This is a genomic window from Rhodococcus sp. 2H158 (genome assembly GCF_053764755.1).
Genome location: NZ_JBSNCE010000026.1, coordinates 22,319 through 44,720, shown reverse-complemented (window position 1 = coordinate 44,720; position 22,402 = coordinate 22,319). Strand labels below are relative to the sequence as shown.

Genomic DNA, 22,402 nt, shown 5'->3' with positions numbered 1-22,402 from the left:
GCGGGCCACGACTCGAGGTCGCCGGCCCGCCCCTCACACCAGCCACACGCCACCATGTATCGCGCCTCGTGCGCCAGTACGGAGAAAGAAATTGAGCAAGGTCTACACAACCGCAGCCGAGGCCGTCGCCGACATCCCGACCGGCGCCTCGCTCGCGGTCGGAGGTTTCGGCCTGTCAGGCATCCCGGACGAGCTGATCGCAGCGCTCGCGGAGGGGGAGGGCACCGATTTCGAGGTGTTCTCCAACAACTGCGGCATCGACGGGCACGGACTGGGAATCCTGCTCGGCGACAAGCGCATCCGCCGAGTCACCGCCTCCTATGTGGGAGAGAACAAGGAGTTCGCCCGCCAGTACCTGTCCGGTGAACTCGAGGTGGAGCTGACCCCGCAGGGCACCCTGGCGGAGAAGATGCGTGCCGGCGGCGCCGGCATCCCGGCGTTCTTCACTCCCGCCGGGGTCGGCACCCCCGTCTCCCAGGGCGGGCTGCCGTGGCGCTACCACGCGGACGGATCCGTCGCGCTCGCGTCGCCGCCGAAGGAGATCCGCGAGTTCCGGGGCAGGCGGTACGTGCTCGAGGAATCGATCACCGCGGACTTCGCCCTGGTACATGCGCTGCGCGGCGACACCGAGGGCAACCTGGTGTTCAACAAGGCCGCGATGAACTTCAACCCGCTGGCCGCGATGGCCGGGAAGATCTGCATCGCCCAGGTCGAACAGCTCGTCGAACCCGGCGAGATCGACCCGGGGCAGGTGCACCTTCCGGGAATCTTCGTCGACCGCATCGTGCACACCGGCATGCAGCACAAGCAGATCGAGAAGCGCACCGTGCGCGCCGCCAAGGAGGCCCGAGCATGACCGCAGTGATCGAAACCCTCGGCTGGTCACGTACCGAGATGGCGGCCCGCGCCGCACAGGAACTCACGCCGGGGCAGTACGTCAATCTCGGCATCGGGCTGCCGACGCTGATTCCGAACTTCCTGCCCGAGGGCGTGCGGGTCACCCTGCATTCGGAGAACGGGATCCTGGGGACGGGCCCCTACCCGGCCGAGGACGCCGTCGATCCGGACCTGATCAACGCCGGCAAGGAAACCGTCACCGTCCACCCCGGTGCGGCGTTCTTCGACTCGGCCATCTCGTTCGGGATGATCCGCGGCGGGCACATCGACACCGCGGTGCTCGGTGGGATGCAGGTCTCCGCCACCGGGGATCTGGCGAACTGGATGGTGCCGGGCAAGATGGTCAAGGGCATGGGCGGGGCGATGGACCTCGTCCACGGCGCCCGCACGGTCATCGTGCTGATGGAGCACACGGACAAGACCGGCGCATCGAAGATTGTCGAGCGGTGCACCCTGCCGCTCACCGGGGAGGCCGTGGTGCAGCGGATCATCACCGACCTCGCCGTCCTCGACGTCACCGACGCCGGACTGGTGCTGGTCGAGTGCGCACCCGGCGTCACCGCCGAGCAGGTCCGCGCCGCCACCGACGCACCCCTGGGCTGACCCCACCGTCTCCATCGTCACAACGACAGGACACACTCTCGTGCTCAATCTCTCCGTACTCCTGGAAGACTCCGTCCGTCGCTACCCCGATCGCGTCGCACTGGTCTTCGGCACGGAACGCCTCACCTACGCCCACCTCGACGCCCTGGCCAACCAGGTGGCGAACCTGCTCGCCGCCCGGGGCATCGGCCCCGGCGACAAAGTCGCGCTCTCGTGCCCGAACATCCCGCAGTTCCCCGCCGTCTACTACGGGATCCTCAAAGCCGGCGCGATCGTCGTGCCGTTGAACATCCTGCTCAAGCCTCGCGAGATCACCTACCATCTCGACGATTCCGGTGCCGCCCTCTACTTCTGCTTCGAGGGCACCGACGACCTGCCCATGGGCGAATACGGCCGTGCCGGATTCGACAACGCCGCCGGATGCCGCGAGATGATTCTCCTCACCGCGGACCCGGACACGTCGTCGCCGATCCCCGGCGTCGACACCCTCGCCCGGGCCGTCGAGACCCGTCCGGACACATTCGACACCGTCGTTCGCGAGCCCGGCGATACCGCGGTGATCCTCTACACCAGCGGCACCACCGGCCGGCCGAAGGGCGCGGAACTGACGCACGCGAACATGCTGCTCAACGCCCTGACCGCCAACCGGTTGTTCGACAGCACCCCGCTGCGCCCGGACACCTGTCTGCTCACCCTGCCGCTGTTCCATTCCTTCGGCCAGACCGTGACGATGAATGCCGGCCTGTCGGTCGGCGCCACCCTCGTGCTCCTCCCACGGTTCGACGCGAAGGCAGCGCTCGAGCTCATGGTCGACGAGGACATCACCGTCTTCGCCGGGGTGCCGACCATGTACTGGGCTCTGCTCGCCGCGGTCGACGACACCGTCGACGTCGACCGCATCTCCCGCTCCCTGCGGCGCGCGATCTCCGGTGGCGCCGCGCTGCCCGTGGAGATCCACACCCGGTTCGAACGCCGCTTCGGCGTGCGGATTCTCGAGGGCTACGGTCTGTCCGAAACGTCGCCGCTGGCGGTCTTCAGCGACCCCGAACGCGACCCCCGCCCCGGCTCGATCGGTGTTCCGGTCTGGGGCATCGAGGCCGAGCTCGTCGACGAGCACTGGAACCCCGTCCTCGGCGACGACCAGGTCGGGGAGCTCGCGCTCCGCGGCCACAACGTGATGAAGGGCTACCTCGGCCGGCCCGACGCCACCGCCGAGGTGATGCGCGACGGCTGGTTCCGCACAGGCGATCTCGCACGGCGCGACGAGGACGGCTTCTACTACATCGTCGACCGGGCCAAGGATCTCATCGTCCGCGGCGGATTCAACGTCTACCCCCGAGAGGTCGAGGAAGTACTGATGACGCACGCCGCGGTCTCGCTCGCAGCCGTCGTGGGCGTCCCGGACGAACGGCACGGCGAAGAAGTCAAGGCATTCGTCATCCTCGAACCGGGTGCACGGATCACCGAGGCGGAGCTGATCGACTGGTGCAAGGACCAGATGGCCGGCTACAAGTACCCCCGGTCCGTCGAATTCACCGCGGCCCTGCCCATGACCGCCACCGGAAAGATCCTCAAGCGCGAGCTGGTCTCGGCCGTCGTCGACCAGGTTCGCGGCCGATGACCGCCCACACGGCCGGTGCGGCTCCTTCCATCGTCGACCGCATGAAGGCGGAGGGCACCTGGAACCCGCTGTGGGACGGGATCGAGGAACTCGATCCCGAATGGACCGAGCATTACATGACGGCGACGATGCAGCCGTACCAGAGCGGCGTGCTCTCACCGCAGGTCGTCCAGTTGCTGTGCATCGCCGTCGATGCCTCCTGCACCCACATGTACGCTCCCGGGCTGCGGCGACACATACGAGCCGCACTCGATCTGGGCGTCACCGCCCGCGAGATCGTCGAAGTCCTGAAGCTCGCGACCACCATCGGCATCCACTCGCTGAACATCGGCGTGCCACTCCTCCTCGAGGAACTGTCCTCACAGGGTCGGGTGCCCGAATCGGACCGTGCCGGGCACGCCTGACACAACGCCGCTCTCCCGCCCGCGGCGATGGCGGAACACCTCCACTGTCCCGATCCCCCTCGTCCTCCGCACCGGTGGATGCGGAAACGCCCGAAGAGTGGACCGACACGGCCCAGACGGCAACCGGATCGTGGTGGTCGGACCACGCGTGCTGGTTGGCCGACCGCAGCGGTTCCGCCGTCGACGCTCCCGCGACCCTGGGCTCGCACCGTCATCCGCCGCTCGCTCCGGCCCCCGGCACGTACGTCCACGGCAACCGACCGGTCCCGCACTCCCCGGGCAGAACACCCCGCACCTCGAGGAACAATCATGACGCTTCGACTCCACCATCCCGCCGAACTGCTCGACCTGATCGGCCACGACCTCGGCACGACCGTCCCCCACGAGATCACCCAGGAGCAGGTGGACCGGTTCGCCGTAGCCACCGGAGATCATCAGTGGATTCACACCGATCCCGTCCGCGCCTCCCGCGGCCCGTTCGGCGGCACGATTGCACACGGCTACCTCACCGTGTCGCTGATACCGGTGATCCTCGCGGAGGTGCTGGCCGTGGACAACTGCTCCGCGATGCTCAACTACGGGCTCAACCGGGTGCGCTTTCCCGCCCCGGTTCCGACCGGCTCCAAGCTGCGCGCCACTGTTCGGGTCGCCGGCGCTCGGCACAAGCCTGCAGGCCTCGAGGCGGTCTTCGAGATCAACTGTGAGATCGACGGTGGGACACGACCGGTGTGTATCGCCGAGATGGTTGTGCTCTACACATGACCGCCGGAAACGTGCTCGATCACCACACCCGGTTCGAGGAGCGGATCGTCGGCGTCGGCTGCCACCGGATCCGGGTCAGCGTGCGCCACGGGAGCGGAGTTCCTGTGGTGTTGTGCAACGGTCTCGGCGCCGGATTGGAAATCCTCGGTCCGCTCGTGGAGTCCTGGAACGCGGGAGCGACGATCGTGCGCTTCGACGTTCCCGGCGCCGGCGGGTCTCCGTCGTCGCTGGTGCCGTACGGCTTCCCGTATCTGGCGTGGGTGGTGGGCCGGGTCCTCGACGCCCTCGGTTTCGGAGTCGTCGACGTCGTCGGATACTCGTGGGGCGGCGCGCTGGCCCAGCAGTTCGCCCTGCAGAATCCGCGTCGCTGCCGGCGTCTCGTGCTCGTCGCCACCAGCACCGGCGCAGTGTCCGTCCCGGGCAGTCCGCGCACCTTGGCGAAGATGCTCACCCGCCGGCGCTTCGACGACGCCGCCTGGGCCGCGGCGAACGTCGCGGAACTGTACGGCGGTACCGCCCGCCCGAACGCCGGCGCGGTCGCCGGCCTTCTCGGCAGGCAGCCCCGCACGACGTCGCGAACCGGATATGTGCAGCAACTGCTCGCCGGGGCCCTGTGGACGAGCCTGCCGCTGCTGCCGCTGATCCGGCAACCGGTCCTCGTGGTCGCCGGCACCGACGACCCGGTCGTTCCCGCCGTGAATGCGCGCATCATGCACCGGCTGCTTCCCCATGCAACCCTGCACATGCACTCCGGGGGGCACATCGACGTGCTCACCGGAGCCGGCGAGGTCGTGCCGGTCATCGATGCGTTTCTCGCGACCGAATGACGGTTTCGACGCCGCGACGGTCCGACGAGGAGGCACGTGCCGCACTTCGCTCGTCGGAGCGGACCGATCCGCGGTACGTCACGATGTTCCCGGGCCGTCGCCCTCGGGCTGGTCGTCGCCGTGGCGCCGACGCCGTTGCTCGAACGCGCTCACCGCAGCTTCGATCGTCGGATAGAACCGTGACGTATCGAATCGGTCACCCACGCCGAAGCGCACGAGCCGATCCTTGACGGGGCCCTTCATCTCTGCGAAGACGAGCCTGACGTGCTGGCTCTCCAGATACCGGTCGAGGTCGACCACTTCGTCGACGGCTGTGGTGTCCAATCCGATGATCGGCTCGGCGGCGACGACGACCCATTCGACGGGAGACGCCGAGTCGTTCACCAATGAACGGACGTAGCTGTCGAACATCTCCCCGTTGGCGAAGAACAACGGGGCATCGAATCGAACGAGGACCAGACCCGGGATGCGCCGGCCCTCGGGGTGCCGGGTGATGTCGTGGAACCCGTCCCGATCCGGAAGGGCGACCAGCTCCGTCCGATAGGGCTGCCATACTCGCACAACCACTGCCACGAAAGACAATCCGATCGCCACCAGGATGCCCTGCAAGACCCCCACCAAGGCGACGCCGACGAATGCTGCCGCGGCCAGACCCGCTTCGACGCGGCTCATCCGCCACATTCGCACGACACCGGGCACGTCGACCAGCGCCCACGCCGCGACGATCACCACCGCCCCCAGCGTGGCCTGGGGGAGATACGCCGTCACTCCGGGTGCGAGCAGAACGAACAACAGCACCGCTACGGCTCCGACGACTCCGGCCAACTGGGTGCGGGCTCCGCTCTCCTCGGCCACCGGCGTGCGGGACCCGCTGGCCGAGATCGGGAACCCACCGAACACCCCACTGGCCACGTTCGCGACTCCGATCGCCTTCATCTCCGCACTGCCGTCGACGTTCTCGCCCCGCCGGGCTGCGAAGGTGCGCGACAGCACGCCCGAGTCGGCGAAGGCGATCAACGCGATACCCGCCGCCGGTCCCACGAGCTCGGCCACATCACCCCAATTCACCCCGCCGAACGATGGGAGGGGCATGCCGCGCGGCAAGGCGCCGACCATGTCGATGTCGTCGGTGAGGTCGACCGCGAAGGAGACGGCCATGGCTCCCACGACCGCAACCAGAACACCCGGAACCTTGGAATGCAGCAGCTTGAGACCGATGATCACCGACAGCGACACTCCGCCCACGAGCGCCGTCGTCGGGTCGATGTCTCCGTCCAGTACCGCCCCGGCGGTCGCGGCGAGCTCGTCGAGAAGGCCCGAGGCGTCGACGGAGAAGCCCAGCAGCTTCGGTAACTGCCCGACGATCACGATGAGCGCGATCGCATTGAGATAGCCCAGGCGCAGGGGCTTGGACAACAGCTCGGTGACGAACCCGAGCCGCAGCAACCCTCCGACGACCATGATCACGCCGACCAGCACCGCCAGGATGCCCGCCAGGATCAGTGCGCTTTCCGGGTCCGCGGCCACGGTCAGCGGCAACACCGCCGCAGCGATCAGCGGCGCCAGCGACGAGTCCGGCCCCAGAACGAGAATCTTGGACGGTCCCACGACGGCGTACGCGAGCAACGGCACGATGGTCGCGTACAGGCCCGCGTACGCGGGCAGCCCGGCGGCTTCGGCGTAGCCCATGCCGGCAGGAATGAGCAGTGCGGTCAGAACGAGCCCGGCCGTCACATCCGAGCGCAACCATTCGCGGCGATAACGGCGTACCGTCACGACACCGGGCAGCCCAGCCAGGGCTCGGCTGAAGGACATTCAGAGAGTATGGCACCCCCGGCCCGGTCGGAAACGCCGATTGCGGGCAACACACGCAGCGGTTGCTGCGTCGGCTCGGAGCACCCGCGCGCATCGGTGTTCTCTCGCGCGTGTTCTTACCCGCGCGGACCGCACTTTCGGGCGCGACGCGAGCAACCCACCTACGATCGATTCGACCCGGAACGCACGAGGGGGAGCCATGTCCGAGATCGATCGGCACGAGCTACGGGCCACAGTCGACGAGATCCTCAACCGCCGGCCCGCCGTCGGCCTGGCGGTGGGCGTGGTCCGCGACGGAACCCTGGAGTTCTTCCACGGGCACGGCGTCGCGGACATCCCGTCGAACAGACCCGTCACCGAGGACACGATCTTCCGGATCGCATCGATCACCAAGACGTTCACGGCGATCGCGGTCATGCAGCTGTGGGAACGGGGACTCGTCGACCTCGATGCACCCGCCGCCGACTACCTGCGCGCCTTCCGGCTGGTCCCCGCGAAGTCCGGCTGGCGGCCCGCGACGGTGCGCCACCTGCTGACCCACACCGCGGGACTCGGCGAGGTGGCACCGGCGTCCGGCGCGCTCCGACCGAATTTCGGGGAGAACGTCGAGCCCGGACGGCCACGATCCCTGGCCGAGCACTACCGAGGAAGGCTGCGCATCGACGCGGAGCCCGGCACCAGGTTCCGGTACGGGAACCACTCGCACGCGACGCTCGGCCAGATGGTCGAGGACATCACCGGTCGGCCGCTGCACCGCTACCTGCACGAGCACGTCTTCGACCCCCTCGGCATGACGAGCACCGGCCTCGTCCGGTCCGAGCTGGACGCCTCACGGATCGCGACCGGCTACACCCTGCGCTCGAACGGCCCCCGGGCGGTCCCCGAGCGGGAACCGGTGACGGCGGGAGCCGGCGCGGCGTACTCGACACCCACGGACATGGCCCGCTACGTCGCGGCGCTGCTGGGCGGCGGCGCCAACGAGCACGGATCGGTGCTCGAACCCGCGACGCTGGCCACCATGTTCGCGCCCCAGTACCAGGCGGATCCGCGGCTGCCCGGGGTCGGCCTGACCTTCTTCCGCGGCGACGTGGGCGGCCACCACGTGGCCGAGCACCAGGGCATCCTGCCCGGCTTCAACTCGCAGATCACCGTCGCCCCGGACGACGGCGTCGGGATCCTCGCCTTCACCAACGGAGCGCACCGGGCCGTGATGTGGCTGCCCGTGGAAACCGGGACGCTGCTCGCCTCCGTGCTCGGCGTTCCGGGCGAGAAGATCCGCACCGACGTTCCGCAGCGCCCCGAGGTCTGGTCCGAGATCTGCGGGTGGTACTACCTACCCGGCCGGCTCACGGACACCCGCGTCCGGGCCATGATCGGCGTCGGCGTCGAGGTCTTCGTCCGTCGCGGCGAACTCCTGCTCCGATTCCTGACCCCGCTGCCGCCGCTCTACCGGGGCCTGCCGTTGCACCCCGACGACCCCGCCGATCCGTACGCGTTCCGGGTCGACCTCGGCGACGGCCTCGGCGCAATGCGGATGGTGCTCGGCCCCGACCGGGAAACCCGCATCCTGTCAGTGCATTTCGACTTGATGCCGCTGTCCGCGCGGAAGCAGCCGCAGTCGACGAACCCACGGCTGTGGGTGGAAGGGGTGGGCGTCGCCGCGACCGCCGCGGTGCTGGCGCGTCGCGTCGTGCGCGGTCTCGTGTGGTGACGGGATCCGGCCCTCCCGCGGCCATCGTCGGCGCGAAGAGAACTCGGATACCCGCGCGCATCGGTGTTCTCTCGCGCGTGTTCTTACGTGCGCAAGAAGCACTTTCGGGCGCGTGAACCACGAACCAGCCCTCGCTGCGATTGCAGAGGATGGCCGATGTCGCGCCGACCGGTGAACCCGGAATGGAGCCGCTCAGGCGGCCATCGTCGGCGCGATCGCCTCCATCTGTTCGAGCACCAGCTTGATCGCGCCTGCCTGCCGGTCCGGCGGATACTTGTACCGGGTGAGCAGCCGCTTGATCTGGGAGCGCAGCTTGGCCTTCACGTCCGCCCGCACCCGCCAGTCGGTCTTGACATCACGCCGCATGACGGCGACGAGTTCGCGGGCGATCTCGGCGAGCACGTCGTCGCCCTGCTCGGCGACGGCGGACTCGTTCTGGGCCACGGCGTCGTAGAAGGCGAGTTCGTGGATGTCGAGCGGTGGGTCGAAGCGACGACCACGGTCGCCTTCCGCTTGCACCTCCCGCGCGACCTCGACGAGCGCGGCGATCACCTCCGCCGACGTGAGCTGCGAGTTGGTGTACTTGTTCATCAACTCCTGCAGGCGCTGGGAGAACGCGCGCTGCCGCACAAGATTGTGTCGCGCGACCTTGCGCGCTTCCTCGTTGATCAGTTTTCGCAGGGCCTCGATCGCCAGGTTCGGGTTCTTGGCGTGTTCGGCCTGGGACAGGAAGTCCGCGTTGAGTTCGGTCAGCGACGGCCGCGGAATGCCTGCCGCGTCGTAGATGTCGAGAACCTCACCGGATTCGACCGATGCGGCCATCAACTGACGCAGCGCGCGGCGCACGTCCTCCGGGACTGCGAGCCCGCGGGCCTGCCGGTCTTCGGCGTCGAACTTCGCCATGTAGACGCGGACTTCCTCCAGGAATTTCGCGTCGGCTGCCAGGCCTCTCAGGTCGGGGTGGGTGCCGCAGATCGCCCACGCCCGGGACAGCTGGGAGGAGAACTTGCGGAACCGGGCCGCCAGGGTTTCCTCCCCCTCCCCCACCTGGTTCTCCGGAAGCTTCGGGTCGCGCAGGTAGTTCACGGTGGCGAGCACGGCATCGAGATAGCCACGTGGTCCGGTGGCCGCGCGGAGCCGCTCACGCCAGTCGAAACCGTGCAGCATGTTGCCGAGCACGGTGAGCAGATTCTTCACAGCGTCGACCGATTCCTCGATCGGACGCCCGAGCGGCTTGGTTTTCTGGTCCGTGGCCGTGTATTCGGCCAGGGCTTCGGCGAGGTTGTCGGCCACGGGCGCATAGGCCACGAGCAAGCCGTCACGCTTGCCACGGAAGGTGCGGTTGACGCGGGCCAGGGCCTGCATGAGCAGCGCGCCCTTCAAAGGGCGGTCGAGGTAGAGGGTGTGCAGCGGGGGCGCGTCGAAGCCGGTGAGCAGCATGTCCTTGACGATCACGAGCTCGAGTTCGTCGTCGACGTTCTTGAGCCTCTTCTTGATCGCGGCGTTCGCCGAATCGCGGCGGACGTGCTTGCCGATCGGAGGTTGATCCGCAGCGGTCCCCGAGTACACGACCTTGATCCGGCCGGTGGAGATGTCGTCCGTGTGCCAGTCCGGACGCAGAGCGACGATCTCGTCGTAGAGGTTGGCGCAGATCTCGCGGGTCGCGCACACGACAAGGGCCTTGCCCGGAGCGGTGGGGTTGTCGTCGGAGCCGACGAACTTGGCCATCTGCTCGCGCCGGCTTTCCCAGTGCTCGACGAGGTCGGCAGCAAGCTTCTTCAGCCGGGCGGGCGCACCGTAGACCGCGTTGACGACGGCGACGGACTTTTCGATGCGATCGCGGTCGGTGTCGTCGAGCCCGACGGTGAGCTCGTCGGCGGACGCATCGATCTGCTCCTCGGTCACGTCGCCGGCGAACGACACCTTGACGAGCCGGCTCTCGAAGTGGACGGGAACGGTGGCGCCGTCCTCGACCGCGCGGGTGAGGTCGTAGATGTCGATGTAGTCGCCGAACACCGCCCGCGTATCGCGGTCCTCGAACGAGATGGGCGTGCCGGTGAAGGCGATGAGGGTCGCGTGCGGCAGGGCGTCACGCAGGTGCCGCGCGTAGCCGTCGAGGTTGTCGTAGTGGCTGCGATGCGCCTCGTCGACGATGACGATGATGTTGCGTCGCGCCGAGAGCAGCGGATGGCTGTGGCCGGACTCCCGTTCCTCGCGGCTGCGCCCGAACTTCTGCAGCGTGGTGAAGTAGATACCCCCGGTGGTCCGGCCGGACAGTTCCTGGCGGAGTTCGTCGCGGCGCCGGATCTGCCGCGGCTTCTCGGGCAGCAGCTGTGAGCGCAGGAACGTTTCGTAGAGCTGGCCGTCGAGTTCGTTACGGTCGGTGATGACGACGATGGTCGGGTTGGCGAGCCGCGGATGTCGGATCACCTGGTTGGCATACAGCTCCATTTCCATGGACTTGCCGGAGCCCTGGGTGTGCCAGACGACGCCCGCCCTGCCCTCCGAGTCGACGGCGTGCACGGTCGACGCGACGGCCTTGGTGACGGCGAAGTACTGGTGCGGCTTGGCAATGCGTTTGACGAGCCCGTCCTCGCTCTGGTCGAACGCCGTGAAGTCGCGTACGAGCTGCAGGAACCGTTCGACGTTGAACAGCCCGTACAGGGCGACGTCGAGCGCGGTGTGCTCACCGGTGAACTCGACGGGCTTGCCGTCGTCGTCGACGTTCCACGGTGAGAAATGCTCGTACGGGGTGAAGGGCGTCCCGTACTTGGCGGTGATGCCATCGGAGACGAGCGCGACGACGGCAAAGCGGAACGCGAGCGGAAACTCCCGCAGGTAGGTGTGAAGCTGGGCGTGCGCACCGCTGAGCCCGGCATGTTCGCTGCCGGCGTTCTTCAGTTCGATCACCGCGACGGGCATCCCGTTCAGGTACAGGACGACGTCGAAGCGGCGTTCGTGGTCGCCGCGGATGACGGTCACCTGGCTCGCGGCGAGCCAGTCGTTGTCGTCCGGGTCCACGGAGACCAACCGGATCGTGGGCGTGACCTCCACGCCGCTGTCGTCGACATAATTGATCTTGCGCAGGCCCTCGGTGAGGTAGGTGTGCACGGCACGGTTCTCGGCGATCGCGTCCGTCGACCCGGCGGTAGTGATCGCGTCGACGGCCTGGTCAATCACCTGGGGCGGCAGGTCGGGATTCAAATGGGTGAGGGCGACCCGCAGTCGAGGCTCGATCACCAACTCGTCCCACGACGAGCGTTCCCCGCTACCGGGTGCGATGTCCACACCGGACACGGGACGCCAGCCCAGTTCGCCGAGGGTGTCGAGCGCAAGCTGCTCCCACACCGACTCGTTCAGGCTGTGGCCCGTGAAATCCAGGATGTCTGCCATGGCACCAACTTAGGAGGTCGGCTCGCGACGGGCGAGCAGGGTGGGCGGTATTCCGTCGAGACTCGTCGCTTCTGATGGAAACTTCGTATTGACTATTGATAACCCGCCTTATCGATCTGAAACTACGCCAAATCTCCCGGAACCCGGAAGCTGGGTGCACTCGCCCCGCTTCACCGAGGAGATCCCGTGACGTATCCGAGCATTCATCCCGCCCCCGTGGCCGAAGTCGACCTCGCCCGCCGTCCCTTCCGTCGCGGCTTTGTTGCCGGCGTCGTCACCACCCTCGCGGTCGGCGCGCTTCTGGCCGGAGCGGTGCTCGTCGTGCACCGGATCGCCGGCCCGGATTCGTTCGAGGTGAGCGGGACTATGACGCTGCACGACGGATCCCGCACCAGCACCGTGTCGGGTTACGACTGCGAGGGCAAGGGCGGGTATTCCGACATGTCCCCCGCCGCGGCGGTCACCGTCTCAGACCAGTCAGGCACCCTCCTCGCCAAGGGCCGGCTCGACGGCAGCATCGACATGGGCGACAGCTGCATCTTCACGTTCACCGTCGCCGACGTGCCGCGCGGGGCCGATTTCTACGAGGTCGAAATCTCGCACCGCGGCGGAATCTCCTTCACCGAGTCCGAAGCCGAGGACGGCGTCTCCCTCAGCCTCGGCGACTGATCCACCACTTCTCATCTCGAAAGCAGGTTTGTCATGAATCAGAACGATCCGCGTATCCAGCCGCCCCAGGGTTTCCAGACCCCGCAGTACCCGGGCTGGCAGCACTCGACCGCCCAGCCGCAGCCGCCGCAGAAGAAGTGCAAGAAGTGGCCGTGGGTCGTCGGAGCCGTCGTCGCACTGTTCGTGATCGCCGGCGTGTCCGGGGGCGGCGACGAGGAGGAGTCCCCCACGGCGGCCGCACCGTCGGCCGGACAGACCCGGGCCGATCAGCCGTCGGCACCTTCCCGTCCCACCCAGGTGGAGCAGCCGACCGCGGGGCTCGACACCCCGGTGCGCGACGGCAAGTTCGAGTTCGTCGTCACCGAGGTGCAGACCGGGCTGACCACGCTGGGCGACAACCAGTTCCTGGCCGAGGACGCCCAGGGCCAGTTCGTCATCGTGACGATGACCGTCACCAACATCTCCGATCAACCGAAGGGTCTGAGCCCGAGCGATCAGAAGCTGATCGATTCCCAGGGCCGCACGTTCAGCCCGGACACGTCGGCGGCGCTGAACCTGGAGACCGACGTCGCGTTCTGGGACGAGATCAACCCGGGCAACACCGTCACCATGCCGGTCGTGTTCGACATGCCGGTCGACGCGGTTCCCGCCTCGATCGAGTTGCACGACTCCATGTTCTCCGGTGGGGTCACCGTCTCCCTGCGGTAACCCTGCCGGGCCGGTGCGCCCGCGAGGGGTCGGGCGCACCGGCATTTCCCACCTTCGGAGCGAGCGAATGTATCGCTCACCTCCTCAGATCGACGGAACGACACATTCGCTCGTTCCGGCGCTCCCAACTTTCAAGAAGGGCATGACGATGTCGGACGACAAGAAGCCCGCGCCCGCCGGCTGGTATCCCGACCCGGACGGGGGTCAGCGCTATTGGGACGGCACCCAGTGGCTGGACCTCCCCGGCCCCGGCGCTGTCGACGGCAAGAAACGCCGGATTCGGAAGAAGCCGTTCCTCGTAGTTCTGGTGGTCTTGCTGCTCGCCGCCGGTGGTGGTGCGCTCGCATGGAAGCTCAACCATGACGCCCAGGTCGCCGCGCAGGTTGCCGCGGCCGAGGAAGCGGCAGAGAGGGAAGCCGAACGCCTGGCCGCCGAGAAGGCCGCGCAGCAGCAGCGCGACAACGCCGAGCGCGCCTCCCGCGCGCGGTCCGTGTCGGAGATCGAATCGAGCGTGGAGCAGATGGCGAACAAGCACATCGACAACGGAATGTTCGACGGACCGGTGATCGACGTGTCGTGTTCGCCCGTCAACGGCGGTTCCACCGACAATCTCACCGAGACGACGACGGTGTTCGAGTGCTTCGTCGCGACCGAGGACAACGGGGACGGCACGATGAGCGGCTACAAGTATCACTCGACGATGAACTGGACGACGGGAAGCTTCACCTACGGGTTCGGCGCGCCGTAGCGGCTTCGATAGCCCCGCGCATCGGTGTTCTCCCGAGCCTGTTATTTCCTGTGCGGGAGGCACTTTCGCGCGCGAGTACGTCGAAGCACCGGCTCGAGGCGGCCGTTGCGCCCGTCCTCCCGCACCTCTTCCGGACATCGACAACGAACGCGACGGTTATCGATGTCCGGTGCTGAACAGTCTGCGAGGTGAGCCGCAGAGACCCGGCTCAGTGGCGCAAACCCAGCTTGGCACTCAACTCGGGGATTCGTGTCGCCAGAGTCGAGTACACGAGACGGTCGTTCACCTTGTCGTAGTGGTGTGCAAGCAGGTTTCGCATCCGTCCGATCGCGATCCAGTCGACGTCGGGGTACTCGGACTTGAAGTCCGCCGGCAGCTTCTCGACCACCGTGGCCACCTGGATCAGGATGTGGCGACCGTTGTTCCTCAGCACACGCCCCTGGGGACTGTCCTCCAGGTAAGCGCGCAAGCCGAGTCCCACCGTGTAGGCCGCATCTGCCGCGAAATCGGCGAGGTCCTGCAAGCGACGGCGAACACGCTCATCTGCATCCTTCTTCGACGTCACAGCGCAATCGATTCATCTCGCGCCCGGTCCCCCACACGCCCCTCAGCTCGCCCGTCGATGATATCGACCCGCACCGTGAGCAGGTCTTCCAGAGTCTGCTGCAACGCCAGGAGATCGACGATGTCGTGGCGATCGGTGAATTCCACGATGAGGTCCAGATCCGAGGCGACATCGTCGTCGCCGCGCGCTACAGAGCCGAACACCCCTGGGTTCGGCAGTCCTGCCTCGGCAAGGAGCTCACGCACCTCGCCGCGCCGAGCAGCCAGAGCCTGGGAGGGACGTATGGCCAGGGCCGCCGTCAACGCAGCACGGGTCGGCTCGGACGGCTGACGTCGCCCGGTCTCGATCGCTGCGATCAGCGGCTGCTTGATGCCGGAGCGCTCGGCAAGCTCCCGCTGCGAGAGACCCAGAATCCCTCGCCGGAGGCGAACGAAGTCACCGAAGCCGACAGCCACGACCTCACGATAACAGATTTTGTTATCACTTGAAGGGGTGTGGCCGGCCCCCCGCATCCCCAACAGCCCTGCGCGACGATCGCCCGACCGGTGACCGGGTGGCGCGCGCGACGCGGCCCATGCCCCGCGGGCAGTCACGGGTTCGATCGGATGTGCAGTTCTCGTGACGACTCGCCGGGCAACGTCCACGAGAACTGCGCGCTCGGCACAGTGCCGCTCAACCGAAATCGACCTGACGACGAGCGTTCGCCAGGCATGTGACGGCGCCCGTCCCGAACGGGCCGAGCCGGTCGAACAGCACCGAGGTACCCACCGCGACGCCGTCGGCGCTGAGGTGGTGGTCGGCTTCGACGCCGACCTCGGTGCCGACGGGCAGCCGCGAGAGGGTCAGGGTGAGGTCGCCGTTGATGAAGCCGACGCCCTCGTCGCTCCAGTTGGCCATGAAACTGGTGCCCTCGCCGACGACCGCGGTCCGCACGAACGGCGACATCTTCTCCCCCACGATCACCGGAATCTGCCGGGACCACATGCGTTTCCGGCTCGCGTTCTGGTGTTCGGCCCGCACCTGCGACCAGCCGTCGGGGTGCGCGTCACTGCCGAACCAGGTGCGCGCGAATCCGGTCTCCGGGTCGTCGAGTGCCTCGGCAGGCGGCGTCGGGTGCTCGTCGCGGGTCCAGACGGTGCCCGGCGGCTGCTCGGACGGGCGCAGGTAGACGACGGTTCCGCGGGCGGTGACGTCGTCGCCCTGGATGAGGTAGGCGTCGGCGACGCGGATGCGGTTGCCGTCTCGCACGCGGGTCGTCTCGAACCGGACGGGTGCGTTCTGCACCGGCCTGAACAGGTCGACGGTGAGCCGGGCGGGGACGAACCCGTCGGGACCGTGGTCCTTGTCGAGTTCCCGGGCGAGGAGGCCGGTCACGCACGGCCCGGCCAGCATGGTCGACGACCAGGGGCTGACGGCGTACTTCGTGGGAAGGTACGTGCCGTCGGATTCGGTGAAGTATCCGCGCATGGAGTCAGGCATGCTCAGATTCTCGCAGTGTCCGTTTCCGCGGCTGCGTCAGGTTTCGACGTCCTCGCCCGCCCTGCGATATCCCAGCCACCCCATCGCCGCACCGCAGGCCAGGACGGCGGCGGTCGACGCGCCCACCGACGTCCACGCCCACGCACTCGGGCTCCACCCGGCTGGGTCGTCGGTGAGCGGGGTGTAGGCCGTCCACCCGAACTGCGCGAGCAGCGGCAGCGCCAGTACCGCCGGCAGGGTCAGCGAGGTGGCGGTCACGGGCGCCGTCGACGGCAGTGACGCGACGATCGTGTACGCGGCGGCGAACGGCACCACGAGGATCGTCGCCACAAAATTCGCGTTGTCCCACGGGGGACGATCGAAGATCCCGGCAGCCGCGACGAGCGCGAGCAGGCCGACACCGACCAGCGGCATCGGGCGGCGGCGACCCAGCCACACACCGACGGCCACGAGAACAGGCCCGATCAGCAGCGCCGGCCACGCCGCCGGCGACCACGAGACGGTGCCGCCCACGGCGACGACCATCGCCGTCGCCGCCAGAAGCACCGTCCCCGTCCGTCCCCGCAGCCACACCGCGGCGGCGATGAGCACAGGCACCGCGACCAGGCCCAGCAGCCATCGCCCTTCCCCGGCATCGTCCAGGGAGAACAGCGCGTGGTGGAACGACCAGTACAGTCCCGCCCCGAGGATCGGCACACCGATCCCGACGGCCACCTCCCGCCCGCGCGCTCGGGGCGCGTCGACCGGGACTTCGTCGCTCCTGGCGGCCAGCGCCACCACCCCCACCGCGACGGCGGTGACGATCGCCAGCGGCAACCACACGGCATTGACCGGTTGCACCGCCGCTTCCAGGTAGGACGCGTACCGCTGAGGCGCCGAGTCCAGCTCCCGGAACTGTGCGAGCGGCTCGGCCGTCAGCAGCCCGGCCACCACCGCTCCGGCCAGGGCGGCGTGCAGCTTTCCGGTGCCCAGCACGACGAGCGCGCCGAGCAGCAGGCCCGCGCCGATAGTCGCGACGTACATGTCGAAACGCCACCCTCCCGGCAGCGCGACGACGGCCACCACCATCGCCCCCACCAGGGCGGTCTCGAGAACGCGCCGACGAATCGCTGCCGCCACGGCCAGTGCCGCGAGCCCTCCGGCTCCGGCGGCAGCGACGTCGGAGGTGAACACCGGGCCGGGCAGCAACCCGTCCGCCAACGGATAGGTGTCGACACTCGGAGCGGCCAGCACCAGCCCCGCGGTGAAGCCGCCGACGACGAATAGGACATATCGGAAAATTGACGCCACGCCCTACCATTGCCGGGCGACTCACCCTGGGAGTGCTCGACGCGCCGGACTCTCTTCGGATTTCACCACGCGCGCCGAGGGATCCGAACGCACGTTCGAGTTGACGGCACTCGTCGGTCGTGCCACCATCCCTGCATTGGCCTGAAAACAGGTCGACCCCGGCAGGTGTTGCAGCACCGCACCGGGGTCTGGGCACACGACAGAAAGAAGCTGTCATGCACCGTAGGGTGAAGTCTATCCACACGCCCGACAGGGGCGTGTACTCGCAACCGCGCGCACGTTCCGCGGCGCCAATCTCACACCGTCGCACCCGCGCCCGGTCGACGTCCTGACGCACGAGCCCCTCGGCATCGAGGGGCTCGTCGTGCATCGCTGTTCCCGGTGTGCGCGAGGGCAGTAACCGAGGCACACCGGTCCACGTCGCTAATCTCCCGTGGTCCGACGTCAGCGCACGGACGCTGCGAGCACGATTTCTTCGTGCTCGAAACCGACTGGGCACCAGTACCCTTGTCCCCGCCGCTGGTGGCGGGGCACCTGATCGCGCGGGTCGACACGTTCGTTCGGGTCCAGCATAGCCGCACGTCGCCCGCGACGTGGGGCCGAAAGTGCTGGCCGAGAAGGTCTATCGGGGCATGGCGACCGGGCAGCGTTGGGGAAGGGGCCGAAGAACACAGGGACCCGCAGGGTCTCCGATCGGTCGAGGGCAGCCGACCGCAGGGCGTCCGCTTCCTCGACACGCTTCCCGCTCCGGCACGTTCGCTATCCGCCGGGAACGCCGCCACCGAGGAAGTCCGTGACCGCCTCCATCACCTCGGCAGTCTGCTCGTCGTGCGGGCTGTGCCCGGCGTGGTCGACGATGCGAAGGCGCGCGCCGGGAATGCCGGCGGCCAGCTCCCGCTGACACTCCGGCGGGAACACGAAGTCGTCGCGCCCGGCCACGACGAGCGTGGGGGCGGTGATCTCGCCGAGACGATCGGTGACCGTCCAGTCCTTCAGCAGATGCCGGCCGGCGAAGATGAGCGGCGCCGGTCGCAGCCTCGAACGCCACGCTCCGCTGCTCAGCTCGCGAGCCAGTACGTCGAGGCCGGAACGGTAGAAGTATGCGTCCCCGATCTGCGCGAAGATCGGAAAGTACTCGCGGGGAGTGAAATCGCCGGTGAACCACCGCCGCGCCAGCTCCGCCTTCTCCCGGCCGTATCCGCGCTCGAGGAGCACCTTCGGTGCGTTCTGCCGCTCCCAGTGGCTGTCGGCGCCGGTGTCGAGAAGCACGAGGTGCGAGACCCGCTCGGGGTAGCGCAGGGCGTACTCGAGCGCGACCTGCCCGCCGAACGAGTGACCGAGCACCGCCCACCGTTCGAATCCGAGCCGCTCGCGCAGGGCGTCGGCGTCCGCGGTGAGGTTCTCCCACGTCATCGAGTCGACGGGCGCACCGATCGAGCGCCCGTTGCAGCGGTGGTCGTAGAACACCAGGGTGAAGCGGTCCGCGCACTGCCGGAAGGACTGCATCGTCCACATGTCCGCCGACGGTCCGCCGTGCATGAGCACGAGCGGCGGCCCCTGCCCGACGACGTCGACATAGAGGGAGGTGTCCCGGATCGGGATTCGACCGGGTCGGACCCGGCGCAGGCTGCTGCGCCATTTCACCGCCGCCGACGAAGGACGACGGTCGTAGCGTCGTCGCAGCTCGCCTGTCGCTGCATTCGAATCCGTTGCCCGCGAGTCATTTTCGATGATTCTTTTGAGGACCGCCAGCATGCGCGCTTGCATGATCCACACGACCGGGGGGAAGATTCCGGAGTAGACGAGGCGCGTAATCCATCGCGGTCGGCCCGCCTGATATCCGCTGATGACGAGGCGGGTGCGCCCGCCGGGCAGCTCCTTCAGCTGGAAGCCCCACAGTCCTTCCAGATAGGCGGACGGTCGCGGCTGCCCGGGGTCGAGGGTGCGGCCCCGCAGATCGATCAGCCCGTACAGCCCGAGGAAACGGTTCGGCTCGATCCGCGCGACCTTGTACGCGTCCATCGGTCCCGCGCCGGGCGCCCAGTACTTCAGTTGGTCGCCGGGCCGGATGTCCTGCCACTCAGGATGCACTTCCCGGGCGCTCGGGCGACCGGCATTGTCCAGGTGATCCCACGAGTACCACCCACCGCGGTCCCAGCCCATCTGCACCAGCCACGGCCAGACCTGCCCGGGCGGCGCGTCGATGGTGACGGCCATCGCTCCCGACTTCTCCCCGTCGGGTACCAGCTCCGCACCGGGGAACGGTCCGTTGATCTCCTCGTCGGTGGCACCCCACCGCACGAGCCGGGGGCGCACGAGGCTCCCGTAGACCACGGCCGTCGCCGCGCCCGCCACCGCAATCTTCGGTGCGACTGCCATACGTCCAGCGTGCGCCGGGGCGCCGGTGCTTCACAAGGGACCAGTGCCCCTGTTGCGGTGACCTCCCGTCCAGTAAGAGCTCCGCCCGGAGACCGCACGCGTCTGGACGGACGAACCAGACGCGCCGCCTCTGGACGGACGCTTCTCAGGATGGGAGTCGACGTCTGTCGCGTACGAGGTGAGGAACCGAGCTGAATTGGACGACTCGGCACGGGCGGATGTTCACCGGTCGCTGCCCATGATCTCCAGTAGTCGATGCAGCGCGGTTTGGACGAGTCGACGATCAAATGCCGACACGATGAACCCCGTCATAAACCGGTCGGCTCGACTGATGACGGTCAGGTACCTCAGACAGTCCTCCGCCGTTCCGGAGCCGATCGCTTCGAGGTCCCCCTGCTCGACCGCCGTCTTGCCGTCCCAGGCAGGCCAGTCGAACGGAACGATGAATTCACGGTCGTAGAGGAACGTCATCGCCTCGTCGACGATCGGGCCTCCCATTGGGTAGGCGAACGCGTCTGCTGCATCCGAAACCGTGCTCGACTCCGGTCGAGGTGCGAACGGCGCACCATTGTCGTCTATGCGCTGCAACAATTCCCGCAGTTCTTCCCAGTCTCGAGGCGTCATCGCATCCAGTACCGCCCGGAATGGTGCATCATCACGAACAGTCACCACGTTCACCCTCCTTGACCACGGACAGTACGGCATCACCCTCTCCCACAATCGCCCCCGGCGCCGGTGACTGGGCGACTACCACCCACTTCCGGTCGACAATCTGGGCGCGGCCCTGCCCGGTGGCGTCAACGCTGCGCGAGTAGAAGACACCGGCGGACTGGATGGTGTCCTGCGCAGCCTGCAGATCCATGCACACCACGTCCGGCATCACCGCGGTCGGGGTGGCCTCAGCCGCGGCGACATCGGTCGTCGTGGTCGGTGCCGATAGGGTCGTCGACGAGGTTGTCGGCGCCGCAGTCGAAGACATCCTGGTCGGGGCGGTCGTCTCTGCAGTCCGCGATGACGATGCACTGGTAGGCGGAGCCGACGTAGTGGTGGAGTCCGGTTCGTTGGGGTCTTCGAGTCCGTTCTGGATGTCGGTGATGATCCCGAAGATCACGAACAGTGCGGCGCCCGCGGCGGCGACCACGACGCCCCTGCGAACGGGCTGCCGTGGAGTCGGTTCGGGCGGGAGCGCAAACGCTGCCGGGTCTCCGGCGAGGAACGCGCGGTGGCCGGCCTCGGCTCTGGCGGCCAGCGCCTCGCTCTCTGCCTTGGTCCGGGCGCGACGGTCGCGAATCAGCCTGCCGACCGCCAGGTAGCCGAGGCCGCACCCGACGACGAGCATGAAGAAGAACCCCGCAACGTCGCCGTGGATGACATACAAAAACGCCAGCCACAGGAATATGACGGCAAACATCCCAGCGACGATGCGCAGGTACGGCGCGCAGCGGTTCAATTCACTTCCTCTGATATATCCGGCCAGAGCGCAAGAAGGGCGTCGATGACCGGTTTGCGGTAGTAATTCCGCTCGAACTCAGGCTTCTCGCTGAGCGACTGAAACGCCACAACAACGTCGGACCATGTCCGCCCGTGCGAGGATTGCTTGATGTTCAGGTAGTAGTAACGATCCCCACACTCGTCGTCGAATACGTATACAACTCGACCGGGAGGCGCGATGTAGGTGTGTCCGCTGACGTGGCCCTTCTTGCTCGCGTCGATGACGACGACGTGCGATCTTTCGGATATGGACAAGCGCCACTCGGGACTGTTTTGGTCTCGGAACACAAATATAAGAGAATCAGAATCCTGCCCATCACAACCGAGTTCCGCGGCAATCCTGTCCTTATGATATCGAGCTTCGGAGGAAGGCTCGATCTCTTCGGCGACCCGGAGCAATAGCAGCGACGTCGGTCGTGAACTGGAAGCGGCATTGCCTCCGCGAGGAGCGGGCATGGCCTCTTTCGAGCCGACGGCTTCGATTTCGCCTGCAAGTTCCGATGGATCCGAGTTCGCTGACGAGCGATCGAGGCCGAACTGGTTTTCCAGATCTCGCAGCTCGTCAGCAGTGAGCACTGATCCGGCCAACAACTTCCACGCGATCAGTTCGCCTCGGGCCTCGTCGAGGCACTCCCGACTATCGGTTAGGACCACGCATTCGGTGAGTCTCGTTGCCGACGATCGCGACAGATTCGCTGATCCAATGACGAGGAAGGCGCCGTGCACGTCGTCTATGGATTCGGCAAGTATCGTCTTCGCATGCAACCCAGCGAGCGAATACACCTGCACGCCTGCACTAACCCACTCGAGTAGCACAGCCGGGTCGGTGGACCCGGATCGCACGGCTTCGACACTCGCGTCGACGACAATCGACGAACCGCGTTCGAGCTGCAGAAGTCCACCTCCTCCTGATCCGACGTAAGCAATAGCAGCAAAGATCTTGTGGGAGTATGGGGCAAGAAGTGGCGTAAGCTCATCCCAAACTCGGCGTCCGGCAACTACTCGGGCGGTCCGCGTCTCTAGGCCGACCCTCGTCACGC

Annotated in this window: 20 protein-coding genes; 10 read left to right on the top strand and 10 right to left on the bottom strand. The window is 67.5% G+C overall.

The features are described from left to right. Positions 1–91 precede the first annotated feature (91 nt). The 6 genes from ACWPOB_RS22665 (at position 92) to ACWPOB_RS22640 (ending at position 5,114) form a co-directional block, all read left to right on the top strand. Positions 92–856, top strand: a complete 765-nt coding sequence (locus tag ACWPOB_RS22665) for a CoA transferase subunit A (protein WP_455402193.1) — start codon at positions 92–94, stop codon at positions 854–856. After that, positions 853–1,500 carry a CoA transferase subunit B gene (locus tag ACWPOB_RS22660; RefSeq protein ID WP_455402192.1) on the top strand — a complete coding sequence of 216 codons (648 nt, stop codon included), beginning with the start codon at positions 853–855 and terminating at the stop codon, positions 1,498–1,500. The genes ACWPOB_RS22665 and ACWPOB_RS22660 overlap by 4 nt, the downstream gene beginning before the upstream one ends. 40 nt (positions 1,501–1,540) lie before the next feature. Further along, positions 1,541–3,121 (top strand): long-chain-fatty-acid--CoA ligase, encoded by a 1,581-nt coding sequence (locus ACWPOB_RS22655; protein WP_455402191.1) that lies wholly within the window; start codon positions 1,541–1,543, stop codon positions 3,119–3,121. Beyond that, on the top strand, positions 3,118–3,525 hold the full coding sequence (locus ACWPOB_RS22650; protein WP_455402190.1) for a carboxymuconolactone decarboxylase family protein: 408 nt from the start codon (positions 3,118–3,120) through the stop codon (positions 3,523–3,525). The genes ACWPOB_RS22655 and ACWPOB_RS22650 overlap by 4 nt, the downstream gene beginning before the upstream one ends. A gap of 309 nt (positions 3,526–3,834) precedes the next feature. Further along, complete coding sequence (locus ACWPOB_RS22645) at positions 3,835–4,287, top strand: MaoC family dehydratase (RefSeq protein WP_100055410.1); 453 nt, start codon at positions 3,835–3,837, stop codon at positions 4,285–4,287. Continuing rightward, on the top strand, positions 4,284–5,114 hold the full coding sequence (locus ACWPOB_RS22640; protein ID WP_455402189.1) for an alpha/beta fold hydrolase: 831 nt from the start codon (positions 4,284–4,286) through the stop codon (positions 5,112–5,114). The genes ACWPOB_RS22645 and ACWPOB_RS22640 overlap by 4 nt, the downstream gene beginning before the upstream one ends. A gap of 78 nt (positions 5,115–5,192) precedes the next feature. Here ACWPOB_RS22640 and ACWPOB_RS22635 read toward each other — a convergent pair whose 3' ends face one another. Then, complete coding sequence (locus ACWPOB_RS22635; protein WP_455402188.1) at positions 5,193–6,929, bottom strand: SulP family inorganic anion transporter; 1,737 nt, start codon at positions 6,927–6,929, stop codon at positions 5,193–5,195. Positions 6,930–7,128: 199 nt separating this feature from the next. Between ACWPOB_RS22635 and ACWPOB_RS22630 the strand changes: the two genes are divergently transcribed. Continuing rightward, the gene (locus ACWPOB_RS22630; RefSeq protein WP_455402187.1) at positions 7,129–8,640 is read left to right on the top strand and encodes a serine hydrolase domain-containing protein; all 1,512 of its coding nucleotides are present in this window, start codon (positions 7,129–7,131) and stop codon (positions 8,638–8,640) included. A 192-nt stretch (positions 8,641–8,832) separates the two neighbouring features. Here the strand turns inward: ACWPOB_RS22630 and ACWPOB_RS22625 are convergent, their stop codons facing one another. Next, a complete protein-coding gene (locus tag ACWPOB_RS22625; protein WP_455402186.1) occupies positions 8,833–12,033 on the bottom strand; it encodes a type I restriction endonuclease subunit R in 3,201 nt (1,066 codons plus the stop codon). A gap of 186 nt (positions 12,034–12,219) precedes the next feature. On the opposite strand from ACWPOB_RS22625, the gene ACWPOB_RS22620 reads away from it, so the two are divergent. The 3 genes from ACWPOB_RS22620 (at position 12,220) to ACWPOB_RS22610 (ending at position 14,158) form a co-directional block, all read left to right on the top strand. Continuing rightward, positions 12,220–12,702, top strand: coding sequence for a hypothetical protein (locus ACWPOB_RS22620; RefSeq protein WP_455402185.1), 483 nt, complete (start codon positions 12,220–12,222; stop codon positions 12,700–12,702). A 33-nt stretch (positions 12,703–12,735) separates the two neighbouring features. Then, complete coding sequence (locus tag ACWPOB_RS22615) at positions 12,736–13,410, top strand: DUF4352 domain-containing protein (RefSeq protein ID WP_455402184.1); 675 nt, start codon at positions 12,736–12,738, stop codon at positions 13,408–13,410. 142 nt (positions 13,411–13,552) lie between these two features. Beyond that, positions 13,553–14,158 (top strand): DUF2510 domain-containing protein, encoded by a 606-nt coding sequence (locus ACWPOB_RS22610; RefSeq protein WP_455402183.1) that lies wholly within the window; start codon positions 13,553–13,555, stop codon positions 14,156–14,158. Positions 14,159–14,366: 208 nt separating this feature from the next. On the opposite strand, the gene ACWPOB_RS22605 is transcribed toward ACWPOB_RS22610, so the two are convergent. From ACWPOB_RS22605 to ACWPOB_RS22570, 8 genes are all read right to left on the bottom strand, one after another. Beyond that, the gene (locus tag ACWPOB_RS22605) at positions 14,367–14,723 is read right to left on the bottom strand and encodes a HepT-like ribonuclease domain-containing protein (protein ID WP_455402182.1); all 357 of its coding nucleotides are present in this window, start codon (positions 14,721–14,723) and stop codon (positions 14,367–14,369) included. Further along, positions 14,720–15,178, bottom strand: a complete 459-nt coding sequence (locus ACWPOB_RS22600) for a helix-turn-helix domain-containing protein (protein ID WP_455402181.1) — start codon at positions 15,176–15,178, stop codon at positions 14,720–14,722. Before ACWPOB_RS22600 ends, ACWPOB_RS22605 begins: the two co-directional genes overlap by 4 nt. Positions 15,179–15,395: 217 nt before the next feature. After that, a complete protein-coding gene (locus ACWPOB_RS22595) occupies positions 15,396–16,202 on the bottom strand; it encodes an acyl-CoA thioesterase domain-containing protein (RefSeq protein ID WP_455402180.1) in 807 nt (268 codons plus the stop codon). A 36-nt stretch (positions 16,203–16,238) separates the two neighbouring features. After that, complete coding sequence (locus ACWPOB_RS22590) at positions 16,239–17,492, bottom strand: hypothetical protein (protein WP_455402179.1); 1,254 nt, start codon at positions 17,490–17,492, stop codon at positions 16,239–16,241. Between the two features lie 759 nt (positions 17,493–18,251). Next, positions 18,252–19,871 carry an alpha/beta fold hydrolase gene (locus tag ACWPOB_RS22585; RefSeq protein ID WP_455402178.1) on the bottom strand — a complete coding sequence of 540 codons (1,620 nt, stop codon included), beginning with the start codon at positions 19,869–19,871 and terminating at the stop codon, positions 18,252–18,254. 222 nt (positions 19,872–20,093) lie between these two features. Next, complete coding sequence (locus tag ACWPOB_RS22580; RefSeq protein WP_455402177.1) at positions 20,094–20,543, bottom strand: DUF6508 domain-containing protein; 450 nt, start codon at positions 20,541–20,543, stop codon at positions 20,094–20,096. Continuing rightward, positions 20,527–21,282, bottom strand: coding sequence for a PASTA domain-containing protein (locus ACWPOB_RS22575; RefSeq protein ID WP_455402176.1), 756 nt, complete (start codon positions 21,280–21,282; stop codon positions 20,527–20,529). The genes ACWPOB_RS22580 and ACWPOB_RS22575 overlap by 17 nt, the downstream gene beginning before the upstream one ends. 35 nt (positions 21,283–21,317) lie before the next feature. After that, positions 21,318–22,400 carry a phospholipase D-like domain-containing protein gene (locus tag ACWPOB_RS22570; protein WP_455402175.1) on the bottom strand — a complete coding sequence of 361 codons (1,083 nt, stop codon included), beginning with the start codon at positions 22,398–22,400 and terminating at the stop codon, positions 21,318–21,320. Positions 22,401–22,402 lie beyond the last annotated feature (2 nt).

Excerpts from the sequence above, each read along its gene's own strand:
- ACWPOB_RS22660 (WP_455402192.1), top strand. The coding sequence starts at position 853 with ATGACCGCAGTGATCGAAACCCTCGGCTGGTCACGTACCGAGATGGCG.
- ACWPOB_RS22650 (WP_455402190.1), top strand. The coding sequence starts at position 3,118 with ATGACCGCCCACACGGCCGGTGCGGCTCCTTCCATCGTCGACCGCATG.
- ACWPOB_RS22645 (WP_100055410.1), top strand. The coding sequence starts at position 3,835 with ATGACGCTTCGACTCCACCATCCCGCCGAACTGCTCGACCTGATCGGC.
- ACWPOB_RS22640 (WP_455402189.1), top strand. The coding sequence starts at position 4,284 with ATGACCGCCGGAAACGTGCTCGATCACCACACCCGGTTCGAGGAGCGG.
- ACWPOB_RS22635 (WP_455402188.1), bottom strand. The coding sequence starts at position 6,929 with ATGTCCTTCAGCCGAGCCCTGGCTGGGCTGCCCGGTGTCGTGACGGTA.
- ACWPOB_RS22630 (WP_455402187.1), top strand. The coding sequence starts at position 7,129 with ATGTCCGAGATCGATCGGCACGAGCTACGGGCCACAGTCGACGAGATC.
- ACWPOB_RS22625 (WP_455402186.1), bottom strand. The coding sequence starts at position 12,033 with ATGGCAGACATCCTGGATTTCACGGGCCACAGCCTGAACGAGTCGGTG.
- ACWPOB_RS22615 (WP_455402184.1), top strand. The coding sequence starts at position 12,736 with ATGAATCAGAACGATCCGCGTATCCAGCCGCCCCAGGGTTTCCAGACC.
- ACWPOB_RS22610 (WP_455402183.1), top strand. The coding sequence starts at position 13,553 with ATGACGATGTCGGACGACAAGAAGCCCGCGCCCGCCGGCTGGTATCCC.
- ACWPOB_RS22595 (WP_455402180.1), bottom strand. The coding sequence starts at position 16,202 with ATGCCTGACTCCATGCGCGGATACTTCACCGAATCCGACGGCACGTAC.
- ACWPOB_RS22585 (WP_455402178.1), bottom strand. The coding sequence starts at position 19,871 with ATGGCAGTCGCACCGAAGATTGCGGTGGCGGGCGCGGCGACGGCCGTG.
- ACWPOB_RS22575 (WP_455402176.1), bottom strand. The coding sequence starts at position 21,282 with ATGTTTGCCGTCATATTCCTGTGGCTGGCGTTTTTGTATGTCATCCAC.